The sequence below is a fragment of the Streptococcus sp. 3705 genome (assembly GCF_013277145.1).
GTDB lineage: Bacteria > Bacillota > Bacilli > Lactobacillales > Streptococcaceae > Streptococcus.
In genome coordinates, this window is sequence record NZ_VMMJ01000024.1 from 1 (window position 1) to 17656 (window position 17656).

The following is a 17656-nucleotide window of genomic DNA, read 5'->3' on the forward strand; positions in this document are numbered from 1 at the left end:
ACTAGAAACTACAGGGGGAGTCTGCATATATCTAAAAGAAATTCTAAACCTGTTTCAGCTTGATATAGTGTTTGAATAAAATGTGAACAAATTTATTAGGGAATTCAAATCAATTTCATGCTTTAAAAGTCGTTTCGTACTATTTTAGATTCAATTAATTATACATCATAGATAAACCGCTTCAAAAATCTCTTCAAATCACGTCAGGTTCACATTTCCGTATAAGAGAGAGAAATTTATTGTTGTAAAACTTTTCTTGGCTTGGTGCCTTCAGCTGGACCAATGACTCCTGCCATTTCAAGTTCTTCCATAAGCCGGGTCGCACGGTTAAATCCAACTGACAAACGACGCTGAATCATGGATGCGCTGGCTTTCTGGGTTTCAATGACTAGAGCTTTGGCTTCTTCAAAAAGCGGATCACCACCAGCATCTCCATCTGAAAATTCTCCATCATTTTCAGAAACTTCACCTGGATCAAAACTCTCATCGTAATCCGCATCCGCCTGAGCCTTGATGAAGTTTACGATGCGTTCAACATCATCATCCGAGATAAAGGAGCCTTGCAGACGAACTGGATGATTTTCATCAATCGGTTTAAAGAGCATGTCACCTCGACCAAGCAGTTTTTCCGCTCCATTTTCATCCAAAATCGTACGGGAGTCTGTCCCTGATGAAACCGCGAAAGCGACACGAGAAGGGACATTGGCCTTGATCAGACCAGAGATGACATCAACGGATGGACGCTGGGTTGCAAGAATCATGTGGATACCTGCAGCACGCGCCTTCTGTCCAAGACGAATGATAGCGTCTTCCACTTCCTTGCTGGCCACCATCATGAGGTCAGCCAACTCATCTACAATCACAACAATGAGCGGTAGCGGAATCTGCTTATACTCAGATTGAGTATTAAACTCTTCTACCTTGGCATTAAAGCCTGCAATATTACGGACTCCTACCTTGGCAAAGAGTTCATAACGATTTTCCATTTCATCCACAACCTTTTGCAGGGCCTTGCTGGCTTTACGGGGATTGGTCACTACTGGAATCAAGAGGTGGGGAATATCATTGTAAACAGATAACTCAACCATCTTGGGATCGACCATCATAAATTTAACTTGGTCAGGTCTCGCCTTCATGAGAATGCTGGCGATAATTCCGTTAACTGCTACTGACTTCCCTGATCCCGTTGAACCCGCGACGAGCAAGTGGGGCATTTTGGAAAGGTCAAAAGCTCTTGCAGTGCCATTAACCGCCTTTCCTAAAGGAATTTCCAAGAGATTTTCTGCTTTCGTTTGAGATTGTTCCCATAGTTCGCGGAAGGATACAGTCGCAATCTCAGAGTTAGGAACCTCAATCCCGACTAAGGATTTACCAGGTATTGGAGCCTCAATCCGAACATCCTTGGCCGCTAGAGCAAGCGCTAAGTCATCTGCTAGATTGGAAATGCGGTTAACCCGTACACCCACTGCTGGCTTAACTTCATACTTGGTCACTGATGGCCCAATTTCAGCCCGTTCAACTGTTACCTTGATACCAAAGCTAGCAAAGGTTTCTTCTAGGATTTTGATGTTTTCACGAACGATTTTCTTCTCTTTAGACTGGTCTTTGGGTTTATCTGGGGCAAAGAGTTGTAAGCTTGGAAGTTTGTATTCGAGGGCTTCTTTGGCTGAAAAATCGACCTGTACGTCTTCGTCATCAGAGCCATCTTCCTGTTCAGCGAATTCAAGTTCAGCTTGAGGCAGGATGATTTCTGGTTCCACCCACTCTTCTTCTGGAACAGGAGGAACGTCAAGCACAACATCTTCTGTCAGAATTTCACCCGTTTCCATATCAATAGGAGGCAAATCGAGTAAGGCTTTTTCAGCTTCTTCTTGTTCTAATCTAGCCTCTTCCTCAGCCTTTTGGCGAGCTTTTTCTTCTTGTTTGACAAAGCGTTCCTCTTTTCGAAGCTCATGTCCTTCCCTCCATTTGGCAAAGCCTCTACTGAAAAATTCAGCAATATCATAAACAGACCAAGGACTGACTAGGAGAGCACCCACTAAAATCAAGATAGAACCAATAAAATAAGTACCAATATTTGAGAAGAGAAAGGCGATTGGCACATAAAGGCCAACACCAATCAAGCCACCTCCAGCAAAACTGGTCGTTCGAAAACCAGTTAAATCCGTCACAACCTGAGCCATGGTCCCTTTTAGAACGGACTTGTCCAAACCATATTTCCAAACCAAGTAGGCCTCAAAAATCAGGAGCAAACCTGCAAATATGGTGAAAAAGCCAGATAAGAGTCCTTCCTGTTTTCGTATCCACTTGAAAAAGAAGAGATAGATCAATAGGGCAAATATTGCCAGATAAGCTAGACTACCCACCAACAAGCGAATTAAATTGTAAAGAGTGATACCTGCAGCTCCTAATTTAAAAGCTGCGAAAATCAATAAAAGGGCGATTCCCAACGAAATCAACATCCGTTGAATCGCTTCTTTTCTTTCGAGTTCTGCTTTAGACGGTCTCCGTCTTGTTTTACTTGTATTCTTGTTTGCCATTCTTCTATTATACCATATTTCACAGGCATTTCGGAAAGAGAAAAAGACTGCACCAAACGGTCCAATCTTTTCATTTTCTATTTAAGTTTTATGCTTGGGGTTTGCGTAGGTAACCATAGACCACACCACTTACGATTGCTCCTACCAAGACAGAAACGAGGTAAAGAAGAGCATTTGAAGTAAGGGCGATAACGAAGATTCCTCCGTGTGGCGCCATGAGTTTGATACCAGTAAGACCAACGAGGCCACCTGCTACTGCTGAACCAAGAATGAAGCTTGGGATCGCACGAGCTGGGTCAGCAGCTCCAAATGGAATCGCTCCCTCAGTGATAAATGACAAGCCCATGATGATATTTGTCAAACCAGAGTTGCGTTCTTCCTTAGTAAATTTATCTTTGAAAAGAAGAGTTGCGACAAAGATTGCAAGTGGTGGCACCATTCCTCCAGCCATAACTGCTGCCATAGCCACAGAACCACCTGAAGAAACAGTTGCTGCAAGCGTACCTGTACCAAAGACATAAGCTGCTTTATTGACTGGTCCACCCATATCGACAGCCATCATTCCTCCAAGAACGATACCGAGAAGGACAGCTGAACCGCCTCCAAGACCGCCAAGGAAATCATTCATAGCTGTGTTGATTGCTGCCATTGGGATGTTAACAGCTAGCATGACAAATCCAGTCAAGATTGTTCCAAGAAGTGGCAAGAGAAGGATTGATTTAGCACCTTCAAGTGAACGAGGAACTTTAACGTATTTCTTGATAGCAAGAACTAAAGCACCTGCGATAAATCCACCAACAAGGGCACCTAGGAAACCAGATGAGACACCTGCAAGAGTTGAAGTTGCTTCACCACCTGCAGCATAAGGAATTTTACCAAAGGCAAAACCTTCTTTAGCAATAGCACCAGCCACGAAACCTGCTACCAAACCTGGTTTTTCAGCAATAGAGTAGGCAACATAACCTGCAAAGACTGGAAGCATCAAACCAAAGGCAGCTCCACCAATTTTCATGAACATAGAAGCTAGTTCATGGTAGGAACCAAGACTACCAAGGTTTTCATTCGGAACACCCAAAGCACCATCAATCAAGAAGGCAAGGGCAATCATGATACCACCACCGATAACGAATGGCAACATTTGAGAGACACCACTCATCAAGTGTTTGTAGAAGGCACCACCAAGGCTTTGTTTTTCGTTAGAGGCTGTTGCAGCTTTTGCACCATTAGCGGCACGGTAGACTTCAGCATCTCCTGAAAGAGCCAAGTTAATCAACTCTTCTGTCTTACGTATACCGTCAGCAACCGGACGATTGATCAATGGTTTGCCATCGAAACGATCCATTTCAACGGCCTTGTCTGCTGCGATGATAACAGCTTTAGCCTTACGGATATCTTCTGCAGTTAGTTGATTTCCAACACCGCTAGCACCGTTGGTTTCGACCTTAATTCCAACACCCATTTCAGCAGCCACTTTTTGAAGGGCTTCTTGGGCCATGTAAGTGTGGGCAATACCTGTCGTACAAGCTGTAACAGCTACGATAAAGTCACCAGTTTCATTAGCAGGTACTTGAACAGGCTCTTCAGTTTTTTCTGAAGCTTGGTCAAAAAGTTCAATGACTTGGTCAGCTGATGTTACTTGACGAAGTTTATCAGCAAAGCCGTCTTTCATCAAGTATTGAGACAATTCTGCCAAGGCAGCCAAGTGAGTATCATTGGCACCTTCTGGAGCTGCAATCATAAAGAAGAGGTCGGTTGCTTGTCCATCCAAGCTCTCGTAGTCAACACCCTTGTTTGACTTGGCAAAGAGAACTGTCGCTTCTTTGACAGCAGCGTTTTTGCTATGAGGCATAGCGATTCCGTCACCCAAACCTGTAGAAGTCAGAGCTTCACGCGCCAAAATTCCTTCTTTAAAAGTTTCAAAATCTGTCACATAACCGTGGTCTGTCAAGCTTTTAATCATCTCTTCGATGACAGCTGTTTTTTCAGTTGCCTGCAAATCCAGCAACATAACATCTTTTCTCAATAGGTCTTGAATTTTCATCGTTTTTCTACCTCAACTTTTTCATATGTTTCTTTAATAAATTCTGCTGTTGCCAAGTCATCTGAGAAGGTGGTTGCCGTTCCGCAAGCCACTCCCCATTTGAAGGCTTCTACTGCATCTTTAGATTTGACAAATTCACCTGTAAATCCAGCGACCATAGAATCACCAGCCCCAACTGAATTTTTCACTGTTCCCTTGATTGGTTTAGCAAAGTAAGCTCCTTCAGATGTGACAAGAAGTGCACCGTCCCCAGCCATTGAGATAATAACGTTTTGAGCACCTTTAGCCAGTAACTCACGAGCATAGTTCTCGATTTCATCTAAACTTTCGAGTTTAACCCCAAAAATAGCTCCCAGTTCATGATTGTTTGGTTTGACCAAAAGTGGCTGATAGTCCAAACTATCAATCAAGGTCTGTCCTTCAAAGTCACAGACTACTTGCGCACCAGTCTTGCGCGTCAAGGCAATCAAATCCTTGTAGATGACATTGCCTAGATTTTTAGCACTTGAACCAGCAAAGACAACTGTATCTTCTGTAGTCAAACTAGATAAGATAGCTTTCAACTCTTCTAACTGGGCTGGTTCCACATTTGGACCCGTTCCGTTGATTTCTGTCTCTTGGTCTGCTTTTATTTTAACATTGATACGAGTATCTTCTGCCACTTGGACAAAACGCGTCTCGATTTCTTCCTCTGCCAGAGTATCTGTGATAAATTCACCAGTAAAGCCTCCGATAAATCCAGTCGCTGTATTTGGAATATCTAAGCGCTTCAAGACACGACTTACATTGATTCCTTTCCCACCAGCAAACTTATCATCACTGTCCATACGATTGACACTACCGACTTGGACTTGGTCCAGACGGACAATATAGTCAATGGATGGATTGAGTGTGACTGTATAAATCATACTTCTATTACCTCCGTTTTCTCCTTAATAACCTGCAAGAGCTCATGCCCTTGACTTGTGATAACAATAGCGCGTTTGAGTGGTGCTACCTTAGCAAAGCAAGTTTGTCCAATTTTAGACGAATCCACCAAGACGTACGTTTGTTTGGCATTCTCTAAAATAGCACGCTTCACAGCCCCCTCCTCCATATCAGGAGTCGTATAATAGCCATCGTCCACACCATTCATCCCGATAAAGGCACGGTCAAAGTGCAATTGGTTAATCTGGTTAAGAGCAACGCCCCCGATGCTAGCATCTGTCGCCGTCTTGACGCTTCCTCCAACCATGACAGTCGGAATCTGCTTTTCAACCAACTGAGCTGCATGGTGAATCGAATTTGTCACAACAGTAATATTCTTATTGACCAATTCATGAATCAAAAAGGCTGTTGTTGTTCCAGCATCGATAAAGATGACATCTTGTTCCTTGATGAGAGAAGCAGCTTTCTGAGCCAGCAACTTCTTTTCTTGAAGGTTTTTGACAGATTTTTCTTGAATGGTTTCTTCTTCCTGCAAGGAATGGGGCAATTCTGCTCCACCATGCACACGACGAAGCTTGTTTTCAGCTTCCAATTCATCCAAGTCTCTTCGAACCGTTGATTCTGAGGTCTCTAGCAAACTAACTAATTTTTCTAGAGAAACTACATGATGTTGATTTAACTCCTCTAAAATCAGTTGTTTCCGCTCTGTTTTTAACACCGAATCACCTCCTGTTATCGTTTACACTATTCATTCTATCACACTTTCTTTTAAAGTCAAGCATTTTTTATCATTTTCTTTCAAATTCTATCATTTTTCTTATTTTCAGAATTTTTATTGCAAGATAAGAGCCTTTATGGTAGACTATTTGAGTAAGTATTGGAAGATTACTCAAGAGGCTTAAGAGGCCGTGTTGGAAACGCGGTAGGCGTGTAACAGCGTGCGTGGGTTCGAATCCCATGTCTTCCGTTTATTTTAAAAAAGATACCCAAGAAATCTTGGGTATCTTTTTTCTTATATGCTTGTTTTATAACTCGGGTGAATTTCTTAGAAAATATCAAATAACAATTTCACATTGAGAATTGTTAAGATAATGGAAACAATATAACCAAGGATGGTATTCCATTTGGCATTGGTAAATTCTCCCATCAGTGATTTCTTAGAAGTTAGATAAATCAGTGGGAAGATTGAAAATGGAAGAGCGATTGAAAGAAAGACCTGTGAATAAACCAATAACTGATCTAATGTTTTTTCCTGATGACCAAACAGAACCGCTACAATCATGACAGGCAACAAGGCAAAGAGACGAGTTGCCAAACGAATGAACCATTGAGGTAATCTCATATGCAAGAAACCTTCCATAACGATTTGTCCAGTCAAGGTACCCGTAATTGTCGAATTTTGACCACTGGCTAATAAAGCCAAGGCAAACAAGGTTGATAAGGTCGAGCTAGCTATAGCTCCTGCAATAGTAGAATCCTGCAAGGCATTATACATTTGAGAGAAGGCAGAAATCTCAGATGCATGGCCGAAAAAGAGAGCCGCCCCGAGAATTAATAGAAGGGAGTTAACCACAAAGGCCAAGGATAATTGGAGATTTGAATCCCAGGTCATAAAGCGCACGGCTTTTCGAACATCATTCTTGTCCTTGTGATTGATTTTCCGAGTTTGTGACAAGGAAGAATGCAAATAGAGGTTATGGGGCATAACCGTTGCTCCCACGATCCCTAGTGCCAAGGTTAATTGACTTTCATGCCCTGGCAAGGGACTTTCAAATAAGGTTGCATTCGGTAGATAACCCTCAACGATTCCTTGGAAGCTTGGATGTGACAAAGCTACCAGATAGGTAAAAATTGCTAGAATTGTTAAAATCAGTGTTGTCACAATAGCTTCAATCTTCTTAAAGCCAAATTTCATCAGAAGCAATAAGAGAAAAACATCCAACACGGTCAAGAGAATTGCTATCATAATCGGAATCTTAAAGAGAAGATTGAGAGCAATCGCTGAACCTAGAACTTCTGCCAGATCTGTCGCCATCAAGGCTAATTCTAAAATCACCCATAGACTATAACGAAGCCATTTAGGTGAATGATGAGCCGTTGCTTGAGCCAGGTCCATCTGGGTTACAATACCAAGCTTTCCTGCCATCTGCTGAAGTTGCATGGCAATGAGAGATGAAATCAAGATAACAAACAAGAGACTATACTTATAGGAAGCACCACCGACTACACTGGTAATCCAGTTTCCTGGATCCATATAACCAACTGCGACAAGAGCACCCGGACCTAAAAAGGCATTTAAATTTTGCCAGAAATGATTGTTATTTGGAGTATCGATAGATTGATTAATCTCAGAGAGTGACACTTTTTTATGAGAAGACATAGATACTTACCTCTTTCTAAACCTACTTTTTCATTATTTTCTATTAGAGAAAAATAAGATTGACTTTAAACTATTAAAACAATGAAAACTATATGAAAAACATTTAGTTTTTTCATTATTTTTCTTAAGGCACCTTAATTATAACAGAAAATATGATAAAAACTTAAGAAAATTCAGGACTTGATTTAATATTTAGGATACAACAAAATGTTGTATTCTTTTTTTGCAAAAGAATACCAAAGAATAAAATAAAAAACGTTGTAAAATGTACTGGCTTAATCCCCTTTATTGTATCGCGTTTGGAGTTTTTTAGGTATAACCTTCGACGCGCACCTTACGTAGGACGACAGACTCATAGCTTTATACATAATAGAACGAGTATCTCCATCTGTAGAGATACTCGTTTTTTGCTATTTTCAAAGTGTTCTTTTTGACCAATCCCATACATCATTTTTATAGTAAAATGAAACTAGAATAGTACATCGTGGATACTAAAACATTTCTAGAAATTAATTTGATTTCCCTAATCAAGTTGCACACATCTTATTTCAAACCACTATATATTCAATGAAAATCAAAGAGCTAACTAGGAAGCTAACCGCAGGTTGCTCAAAGCACCGCTTTGAGGTTGCGGATAAAGCTGACGTGGTTTGAAGAGATTGTCGAAGAGTATTAAGGAGTATAGAATAGTATTTTAACTCCATCCTCTAAAGTGCTCCCAATAAAAGATACTTGAACACTATATTCAGCATATAAGCTTTATGCCCTAAGTCAAAACAATCATTCTTTTCTAATTTATCGTAAATAAATCTAAAATCACAGAATACTGTCAGATGACTTAAAAAATGATTCTTTGGAAAAAGCGAATCAAAACTTGATTTATCACTTTTTATTCCACTATCTTTTTGTCACACATATTGATAAAGTACTGGTGCAAGCGAACATCATCAGTCAATTCTGGATGAAAAGAAGTTACCAACATATTTTTTTCTTGGGCTGCAACGATTTGATCTTCAACTGTTGCTAGAATTTCTACACCCTCTCCAACACTGCTGATAATTGGACCACGGATAAAGGTCATTGGAATCTGACCGACTCCCTTACATTCTGCTTCCGTGTAGAAACTTCCTAGTTGGCGCCCATAGGCATTGCGCTCGACCACCATATCCATAGTTCCAAGATGACTTTCTTCCTGAGAAGTAATTTCCTTAGCCAGCAATATCAAGCCTGCACAGGTTCCAAAGGCTGGTAAGCCAGATAGAATGGCTTCTCGAATGGGAATCAGCATGTCCTGGTCGCGTAAGAGTTTGCCCATGGTTGTAGACTCTCCTCCAGGTAAAATCAAACCTGACAAGTCACTCTGATGTTGCTGAAAATCCTCTAAATTTCTGATTTCAACACTCTCGACACCTAATTGATCCAACACTTTTGCATGTTCTGCAAAGGCCCCTTGCAAGGCCAATATTCCAATTTTCATCTATTTCCCTCGCTCAGCCATGAGGATTTGGATCTCATTTTCATTGATACCAACCATGGCTTCCCCTAGATCTTCAGAGATTTGAGCTAGAATTTGAGGATTACGGAAGTTAGTTACCGCTTTGACAATGGCACTCGCTCGTTTAACAGGATCTCCTGACTTGAAAATACCTGAGCCGACAAAGACACCCTCTGCCCCTAATTGCATCATTAATGCCGCATCTGCTGGCGTTGCAACGCCTCCAGCCGCAAAGTTTACAACTGGCAATTTTCCATGCTCATGGACATATTGAACCAATTCTACAGGGACTTGCAATTCCTTGGCAGCAACATAAAGTTCGTCCTCACGTAGATTTTGAATGCGGCGAATTTCCTGATTCATCATACGCATATGGCGAACAGCTTGAACGATGTCTCCTGTACCCGGTTCTCCTTTGGTACGAATCATAGAGGCTCCTTCAGCGATACGACGCAAGGCTTCACCCAAGTCCTTAGCTCCACAGACAAAAGGAACTTGGAATTCTTTTTTGTCCACATGGAAACGGTCGTCTGCTGGAGATAAAACTTCACTCTCATCGATATAGTCAATCTCAATAGCCTCTAAAATCTGAGCCTCAACAAAATGCCCGATTCTGACCTTGGCCATCACTGGAATACTAACCGCTTCTTGGATTTCCTTAATCATCTTTGGATCACTCATACGGGAAACACCACCAGCTGCACGAATATCAGCTGGAATCCGCTCCAAAGCCATAACAGCTGCCGCACCAGCAGCCTCTGCAATACGGGCTTGTTCAGGGTTCTGAACGTCCATGATTACACCGCCCTTGAGCATCTGTGCCAAGTTTTTATTTAATTCATAACGATTTTCAGTCATTTCTTTATCCTCATCATTTGTATTGGTAGCTACCATTTCATTTTAAGTTAGATTAAAATGAAGTACAAGATAAAAAAATCATAATTGTATGGGTACACATCGACTAAAAAAACTATCTGACCTTAACTTAAGGCCAGATAGTTCATCAAATTTTATTTTTCAGCTGTAAGGGCAGCCATTGTGATGTAGTTGTATGGTTTGTTGAAGTGTGGCAAGAAGAATAGGTCTGTCAATGCCAATTTATCAATTGTTACATGCTCTTGAATCGCAAGAGAGAACATGTGGATTCCCATGCTGATTGCAGAATCGCGTGAAACCATTTGGGCACCAAGAATTTCACGGCTATCTTTGTCAAAGACAATCTTGATTGCTACTTCATGGTTATCATGTTTCATGAATTCTGGTTTTTGAAGATCGTTAAAGCCTGTTTCAGTTGCATTGTAACCTGCTGCTTTAGCTTTTTCAAGAGTCAAACCAGTTGAAACCATGTGAAGACCGTAGATTGAGATACCGTTTGAACCTTGCACACCGATTCCTTCCAATTCATGTCCACAAGCATTGTAGGCACCAACGATACCAGTACGAACAGCATTTGAAGCAAGGGCAATGTAGCTAGTGTCTTTACGAGCGTTGTCATAAACAGTTGCACAGTCACCAACTGCAAATACACCTGGAATTGAAGTTTCTTGTTTCTTATCTACAAGGAAGGCACCGTTACGGAAGAGTTCAATCTTACCGTCAGCAAGGGCTGTATTTGGACGGAAACCAACTGCAAGAACAACCATATCCACGTCAAAGCTTTCTTTGTCAGTAATCAAGCGTTCAACTTTACCGTCACCCTCGATTGCTTTAACAGTTTGACCAAGTGCCAAGCGGATATTGTGGTCTTCCAAGTTCTTAGCCATCATTTGTGTGAAGTCCTTGTCATAGTAACCGTTCAAGACAGTATCTACGATATCAACAAGGACAACTTCTTTTCCAAGACGCTCGAAGGCTTCAGCAAGTTCAACACCGATATAACCACCACCAACAACAGCGATGCGCTCTAGGTGCTTGCTCTTGTCAGCAAGTTTTTCGATGACTTCTTCTGCGTTTTGGTACAACTTAACAAATTGAACATTTTCAAGTGTTGCTTTAAATTCGCGGTTTCCTTTAACAATTTCAACACCTTCGATTGGTGGCAAGATTGGTGTAGAACCTGTAGCGAAAATCAATTTTTCGTATGATTCTTTGTGCTCTTTTCCTTCAACTTCTGCTGTAACTACTTTGTTATCATAGTCGATTGAAAGAACAGGTGAGTTCATGTAGACTTTAGCACCTTTAGCTTCCAATTTTTCTTTATCAGAATAGAACAAGCCTTCAGCACCGTCAATTTGTTCACCAATCCAAAGAGCCATTCCACATCCTAGGAAAGAGATGTTAGAGTTTTGGTCAAATACAACAATTTCGTTCTCATTTCCAAAATTATCCAACATAGTATTAATACATGCTGTACCAGCGTGGTTAGCACCAACTACAACGATTTTACTCATAAAAAATTTCCTGCCTTCAATTTTAAATTTACTCTACTAGTATAACATTTACTGTTAGCGTTTACAAGTGGTTTCCTATTATTTCAGCATTTTTTATCAAAAATAATTCCCCATTTATCCTGATTTCAAGACTAATGAATTTTTGTGAGCATATTTCTTGACTTTTTCCAAATTTCATTTGTAGAAAATCTAACTTTATGGTATTCTAATAACATGAAAATAAAATGTAAGGGCTTCAATTTAGATAATTACTTGATATTACAACTTATTTTCTATAAGAGAAAGGAGTTGGTAGCTTGCCTCTAAGTTCACATTCCGAACGGCTAATGGGGACTACTATCACTATTTCATTAGTAGATGAGCGAGCCGATAGCTTGCTCCAAAAATCCTTTGATTTACTCAGAGAGCTAGAATACCGCTTCAATGCCAATAGTCAGAAATCTGAGTTGATGGAAATCAATTATCAAGCAGGAATAGCTCCTGTCACGGTTCATCCAGACCTGTTTGAACTGATTTCACTTGGGTTAGAGCATAGCCTAGCACCCTCTAGCCATCTCAACATCAGCATTGGTCCCTTGATTCAAACCTGGCGCATCGGTTTTTCAGATGTCAAGGTCGCCCAACCTCAAGAAATTGAATCGGTGCTACCTTTAATCAATCCTTACTATATCGAGTTAGATTCTTCTACTTCCACTGTGTTTTTAAAACAGAAAGGAATGAAAATCGATCTTGGTTGTTTAGCCAAGGGTTATAGTGCGGATAAGGTTGCCCAATTTCTGAGAGAAGAGGGAGTGACATCTGCCTTAATCAATCTGGGAGGGAATATCCTGACTATTGGAAAAAATCAGGCAAGAGGAAATCAGCCTTGGCAAATCGGGATTCAAGACCCAGACAATCCGAGGGGAAATCACTTAATGACCATTCCTGTTGTCAATCAATCTGTCGTGACTTCAGGCATTTATGAACGTCACCTGACAGTCGATGGAAAAGATTACCATCATATTTTTGACAGTCAGACAGGATATCCTGTTGAAACAGAACTCGCTAGTCTCACAATTATCTCTGATAAGTCAGTTGATGGTGAAATCTGGACAACTCGACTCTTTGGAGAAAGACCTGCTTCTATCCTTTGGCAAGTCGAAAGTTTGGAGGGCATCGAAGCCATCCTCATCGATAAAGAGGGCCACCTAAGCTGTTCTTCAGGAATTCCTACTCTATAGAGACAACTGTTTCAATGGAGTTTTAAAATTGTATTATGTAAAAAGAGAAAGGAAATCTCATGTTAAAACTTATTGCTATTGTTGGAACAAATTCAAAACGTTCTACAAACCGTCAATTGCTTCAATACATGCAAAAACACTTTGCTGACAAAGCTGAAATTGAACTTGTTGAAATCAAGGATATCCCTGTCTTTAACAAGCCAGCTGACAAGCAAGTACCTGCTGAAATATTGGAAATTGCTGCTAAAATTGAAGAAGCAGATGGCGTTATTATCGGTACACCTGAGTACGACCACTCTATCCCAGCTGTTTTGATGAGCGCTCTTGCTTGGTTGTCATATGGTATTTACCCACTCTTGAACAAACCAATCATGATAACTGGTGCTTCTTACGGTACACTTGGTTCATCACGTGCTCAATTACAACTTCGCCAAATCTTAAATGCTCCAGAAATTAAAGCAAGTGTCCTTCCAGATGAATTCTTGCTTTCACATTCTCTTCAAGCCTTTAACCCAAGTGGAGACCTAGTGGATCTTGATGTTATTAAAAAATTGGATGCCACTTTTGACGACTTCCGTATCTTTGTAAAAATCACAGAAAAATTGCGCAATGCACAAGAATTACTTCGCAAAGATGCTGAAGACTTTGACTGGGAAAATTTGTAAGATAGGAGAGCAAAAAGAATGAAATTTGTTGGACTTGTAGGATCAAACTACGATCAATCATATAACCGTAAACTCTTGGAATTTATCCGCCGTCACTTCAAACTCAAATTTGAATTAGAAGTTCTTGAAATTGACGAAGTTCCAATGTTTAACCAAGACGAAAAATGGGACGAAAGTTTCCAATTACGTTATTTATATAACAAAATTACTCGTGCTGATGGTGTTATCATCGCTACTCCTGAGCACAACCATACAATCTCAGCTTCCCTAAAATCTGTTCTTGAATGGCTTTCATACGAAGTTCATCCATTTGAAAACAAGCCAGTCATGATTGTAGGTGCTTCTTACTACGACCAAGGTACTTCTCGTGCCCAAGTTCACCTTCGTAAGATTCTTGATGCTCCAGGTGTCAATGCCTACACACTTCCAGGAAATGAATTCCTTCTCGGTAAAGCTAAAGAAGCCTTTGATGTTAATGGGAATATCACAAATGAAGGAACTATTAATTTCCTTGAAACATGTTTAGACAACTTTGTGAAATATGTGGGAGTCGTTTCAAAATTGAAAAAACCAAAACCAATCGCACCAGAAGATTTATATTGTACAAATCCAATCGCAACTACCATTCAAGGAGTTGACCCTGATGATCCTGAATGGGTAGAAAAAGCAGCTGAGCTTGTTGGAGCTGTTTCTGGAGATACTTACGTTAAATTAGACCACGGTATCTTGACAGTTAACCAAATTGATATGTTCTTGAAGGCAATGCCATTTGAGTTGACATATGCGGATGATAATAACCAATTCTTGTACTACAATAACGCCCACCAAGATCCAAACACAATGTATGGTAAACGTGTGCGCGTTCAAGCAGGTAGCCGACTAGGAACAGTACATGCTTCTCTACCACCTGCAAGAATGAAAAACGTTGAATGGGTTGTCGGTGTACTACGTAACGGAGATCAAGAATATGTCCGTACAATTGTACCAGGAACACCAGAAGGTGTTATTAATACACATAACTACAAGGCAATGTACTACCCAGATGGTTCATATGCTGGAATTAATGAAATTATCTTTAATTTCCAACCATGGCTTGATTGGTACTTAGAAACAACTGGTCAACGTCTAGTTGGTGGAAATGCTGCAGCTCCTGCTGGAGGACATGGCGGAGCAGATGCAACATCTGGAGCTTCTGATGCAGGTGATGCTGGAGGCCACGGTGGTGGCGCAGACGCTACAGCCGGTGCAAGTTACTAATGATAGTTTTTAGGAACCTTTATGGTTCCTTTTTTGGCTCTTTGTCAACTGTACTTGGTGGTATGTCAATCCTTCTATATGGAGTTATCGCCAGCAACGGTTTGAAAGTCTTGATTAAAGAACGTGTTGACTTCGCTCAAATGCGTAACCTCATCATCGCAAGTGCTATGTTGGTTCTTGGACTTGGAGGAGCTATCCTTAAACTCGGTCCAGTTACCCTTTCAGGAACTGCCTTATCAGCTATGACAGGAATCATCTTGAATTTGATCTTGCCATACGAAAATAAAGATTAAGAATCTAAATACACCTAAGAGTCTGGGACAAAAAGATTTTGATTTTAGGAATTCTTTATTATAAATTTTTAAAATCGATAGGTTAGACAAAAAAGCGAACAAGACAGAATTCTGAGTGTCAGATAACTTGTTTTGTTCGCTTTTTATATTTAAGGTTAGACTTTTGTCCCAGACTCTTTTTCGTATATCATAATAAAAGTGTCTTAACAAAATTATTAAAATCAAAAAACGCATAATATCAGGTATTCACATAAACCTTGATACTATGCATTTTGTTATAATATTTGCTTTATTTGGCTCAATCTCTTGTCTTACTTGCGTTTCTTCTTCGCTTTCTTCATTTTATTGGCCATGCGTTTCATGGATTGTTTCATGGCAAATTCACCGATTTTACCTTTTAGACCTCCACCAAACATCTGGCTCATATCTGGCATTCCTGCTCCTCCGAGAGCTGACAAGTCAGGCATACCACCTTGTCCCATCATTCCTTCAAGAGCAGACATATCCATTCCTCCCATATTTGGCATATTTTTAGGAAGGTTGTTTGGATTGATTCCCATTTGCTTCATCATCTTATTCATATCACCAGACATGACACCTTGCATGAGCTGTTTAGCCTGGTTAAAGTCTTTGATGAATTTATTGACTTCAACAAAGGTATTTCCAGAACCAGCAGCGATACGACGGCGACGGCTTGGATTTAACAAATCTGGATTTTCACGCTCCTCAGGAGTCATCGAAGACACAATGGCACGTTTACGAGCAATCTGACGCTCATCCACCTTCATGTTTTGAAGGGCTGGATTGTTGGCCATACCTGGAATCATCTTGAGCAAATCTTCCATTGGCCCCATGTTTTGCACCTGATCCAATTGATCGATGAAATCATTGAAATCAAAGGTGTTCTCACGCATCTTCTCAGCCATTTCAAGGGCTTTTTGCTCATCGTATTCCTGAGAAGCTTTCTCAATCAAAGTGAGCATATCCCCCATGCCAAGGATACGGCTAGACATACGGTCTGGGTGGAAGGTTTCGATATCTGTAATCTTTTCACCTGTACCAGTGAACTTGATTGGTTTTCCAGTAATGTGACGAACAGATAGAGCCGCACCACCACGAGTATCCCCATCAATCTTAGTAAGGATCACCCCAGTGACTTCTAACTGAGCATTAAACTCACGCGCAACATTGGCCGCTTCTTGACCAATCATAGCATCAACGACGAGGAGGATTTCATTTGGCTGAGCCAAGGCTTTCACATCGCGAAGCTCATTCATCAAAAGCTCATCAATCTGCAAACGACCTGCCGTATCAATCAAGACATAGTCGTTATGATTGGCTTGGGCTTGTTCCAAACCTTGACGTACAATCTCAACAGCTGGAACTTCTGTCCCAAGAGCGAAGACAGGCACATCAATCTGTTGCCCCAGAGTTTTCAACTGGTCAATAGCCGCAGGACGATAAATATCCGCCGCAATCATCAAAGGACGGGCATTTTCTTCTTTCTTGAGTTTGTTGGCCAATTTACCTGCAAAGGTTGTTTTACCAGCCCCTTGCAAACCGACCATCATGATGATGGTTGGAATCTTAGGTGACTTGATAATTTCTGCCGTATCAGAACCTAAAACAGCTGTCAGTTCCTCATCTACAATTTTAATAATTTGTTGCGCAGGATTAAGGGTATCAATGACCTCATGCCCGACTGCACGCTCACGAACTTTCTTGATAAAGTCCTTCACAACTGGTAAAGCAACGTCGGCCTCAAGCAAGGCCAAGCGAATTTCTTTGGTTGCCTCTTGGACATCAGATTCAGAGATTTTTCCTTTTTTACGTAGATTTTTAAAGACGTTCTGTAAACGTTCTGTTAAACTTTCAAATGCCATGTTTCTTCCTCTTATTCTCTATTATCAATGCTTGTTAAAATGTCTATCTGCTCCTGCAGAAAGTCATCCTTGGGATAGCGCTCCAAAATCTGGTCAAAAATCTGACTACGGACAATGTAATCCGAGTACATGTGCAATTTCATCTCATAATCTTCCAGAATCTTTTCTGTTCGCTTGATATTGTCATAGACAGCCTGACGACTAACGCCGAACTCCTCGGCAATCTCAGCAAGGCTGTAATCATCAGCGTAGTAGAGCTCGATATAATTCATTTGCTTATCTGTCAAAAGCGCTGCATAAAATTCAAAGAGCGCATTCATACGATTGGTTTTTTCAATTTCCATAACTTTTATTATACCACACATTACCCGGCAGTCCAATGACCAATCCTAACTCCTTAAAAAGTCTGTTTGCTAGAAATAAACATGTGTCTTTTATAAATTAATGCTCTCCATTTTAATTAATACAATTATTATCAGCCATTAATACTGTATTTATTTTCCCTCTTAATAAAGGCGTCTTCTCCACCTTCCAAAATATCACATACATGTTCCCTGATGTTGTA

Annotated in this window: 13 protein-coding genes, 1 tRNA gene and 1 pseudogene; 5 read left to right on the plus strand and 10 right to left on the minus strand. The window is 40.7% G+C overall.

The genetic code is table 11. The features are described 5' to 3' along the window. Positions 1 to 236 precede the first annotated feature (236 nt). The 4 genes from HT714_RS07410 to HT714_RS07425 form a co-directional block, all read right to left on the minus strand. Positions 237 to 2540 (minus strand): DNA translocase FtsK, encoded by a 2304-nt coding sequence (locus HT714_RS07410; protein ID WP_345789538.1) that lies wholly within the window; start codon positions 2538 to 2540, stop codon positions 237 to 239. An 88-nt stretch (positions 2541 to 2628) separates the two neighbouring features. After that, a complete protein-coding gene (locus HT714_RS07415) occupies positions 2629 to 4581 on the minus strand; it encodes a fructose-specific PTS transporter subunit EIIC (RefSeq protein WP_112443553.1) in 1953 nt (650 codons plus the stop codon). Continuing rightward, complete coding sequence (pfkB, locus tag HT714_RS07420; protein WP_112443552.1) at positions 4578 to 5489, minus strand: 1-phosphofructokinase; 912 nt, start codon at positions 5487 to 5489, stop codon at positions 4578 to 4580. The genes HT714_RS07415 and pfkB overlap by 4 nt, the downstream gene beginning before the upstream one ends. Continuing rightward, a complete protein-coding gene (locus tag HT714_RS07425; RefSeq protein WP_112443551.1) occupies positions 5486 to 6226 on the minus strand; it encodes a DeoR/GlpR family DNA-binding transcription regulator in 741 nt (246 codons plus the stop codon). Before HT714_RS07425 ends, pfkB begins: the two co-directional genes overlap by 4 nt. Before the next feature lie 161 nt (positions 6227 to 6387). Between HT714_RS07425 and HT714_RS07430 the strand changes: the two genes are divergently transcribed. Next, positions 6388 to 6475 (plus strand) — tRNA-Ser (locus HT714_RS07430). Positions 6476 to 6553: 78 nt separating this feature from the next. Here HT714_RS07430 and HT714_RS07435 read toward each other — a convergent pair. The 4 genes from HT714_RS07435 to HT714_RS07450 all read right to left on the minus strand — a co-directional run bounded on the left by HT714_RS07435 (position 6554) and on the right by HT714_RS07450 (position 11773). Beyond that, entirely contained in the window at positions 6554 to 7888 is a 1335-nt protein-coding gene (locus HT714_RS07435) for an Nramp family divalent metal transporter (protein WP_000094601.1), read from the minus strand. A gap of 889 nt (positions 7889 to 8777) precedes the next feature. Then, positions 8778 to 9365, minus strand: a complete 588-nt coding sequence (pdxT, locus tag HT714_RS07440) for a pyridoxal 5'-phosphate synthase glutaminase subunit PdxT (RefSeq protein WP_173227005.1) — start codon at positions 9363 to 9365, stop codon at positions 8778 to 8780. Continuing rightward, complete coding sequence (gene pdxS, locus HT714_RS07445; protein ID WP_000138526.1) at positions 9366 to 10241, minus strand: pyridoxal 5'-phosphate synthase lyase subunit PdxS; 876 nt, start codon at positions 10239 to 10241, stop codon at positions 9366 to 9368. Between the two features lie 152 nt (positions 10242 to 10393). Beyond that, positions 10394 to 11773 (minus strand): FAD-dependent oxidoreductase, encoded by a 1380-nt coding sequence (locus tag HT714_RS07450; RefSeq protein WP_173251734.1) that lies wholly within the window; start codon positions 11771 to 11773, stop codon positions 10394 to 10396. A gap of 296 nt (positions 11774 to 12069) precedes the next feature. On the opposite strand from HT714_RS07450, the gene HT714_RS07455 reads away from it, so the two are divergent. The 4 genes and pseudogenes from HT714_RS07455 to HT714_RS07470 all read left to right on the plus strand — a co-directional run. Further along, positions 12070 to 12993 (plus strand): FAD:protein FMN transferase, encoded by a 924-nt coding sequence (locus HT714_RS07455; RefSeq protein ID WP_173251736.1) that lies wholly within the window; start codon positions 12070 to 12072, stop codon positions 12991 to 12993. Between the two features lie 59 nt (positions 12994 to 13052). Beyond that, a complete protein-coding gene (locus HT714_RS07460) occupies positions 13053 to 13658 on the plus strand; it encodes an NADPH-dependent FMN reductase (protein ID WP_000915940.1) in 606 nt (201 codons plus the stop codon). 18 nt (positions 13659 to 13676) lie between these two features. Beyond that, positions 13677 to 14915 (plus strand): NAD(P)H-dependent oxidoreductase, encoded by a 1239-nt coding sequence (locus HT714_RS07465; protein ID WP_173251738.1) that lies wholly within the window; start codon positions 13677 to 13679, stop codon positions 14913 to 14915. Between the two features lie 50 nt (positions 14916 to 14965). Further along, positions 14966 to 15208 (plus strand): annotated as a pseudogene (locus HT714_RS07470) (solute carrier family 23 protein); the annotation flags it as partial. Positions 15209 to 15519: 311 nt separating this feature from the next. Here HT714_RS07470 and ffh read toward each other — a convergent pair. Together ffh and HT714_RS07480 are read right to left on the minus strand one after the other, a co-directional pair. After that, positions 15520 to 17091 carry a signal recognition particle protein gene (ffh, locus tag HT714_RS07475; RefSeq protein WP_000863622.1) on the minus strand — a complete coding sequence of 524 codons (1572 nt, stop codon included), beginning with the start codon at positions 17089 to 17091 and terminating at the stop codon, positions 15520 to 15522. 11 nt (positions 17092 to 17102) lie between these two features. After that, complete coding sequence (locus tag HT714_RS07480; RefSeq protein WP_050208479.1) at positions 17103 to 17435, minus strand: putative DNA-binding protein; 333 nt, start codon at positions 17433 to 17435, stop codon at positions 17103 to 17105. Positions 17436 to 17656 lie beyond the last annotated feature (221 nt).